1 protein-coding gene is annotated in these 213 nt (G+C 44.1%); it reads left to right on the forward strand.

The features are described from left to right. A partial coding sequence (locus tag JEM65_RS22555; protein WP_233530787.1) for a hypothetical protein occupies positions 1-213 on the forward strand: 213 nt, incomplete at both ends.

Here is a 213-nt window from a genome sequence, read left to right on the forward strand (position 1 = left end):
ATCAGGTTGCTTATAAGGCGGCCTGAATGTTTAGGGCCTGCACTCAGAGGCGAAGGAGAAGGTCTTTTAAGAGCAATTATAACTGGAAATGACCTATCAGATCGCATATATCAAAAGAGATTTCAATTGAGTGCTACAGAAGATTTCTCTCACCCAATGCCATCCAATGAAGAGGACGATGACTGGATCGACACTGGTGCAGCAATCCTAGCT

It is taken from the genome of Gelidibacter salicanalis, assembly GCF_016469035.1.
In the GTDB taxonomy this organism is placed as follows: Bacteria; Bacteroidota; Bacteroidia; order Flavobacteriales; family Flavobacteriaceae; genus Gelidibacter; species Gelidibacter salicanalis_A.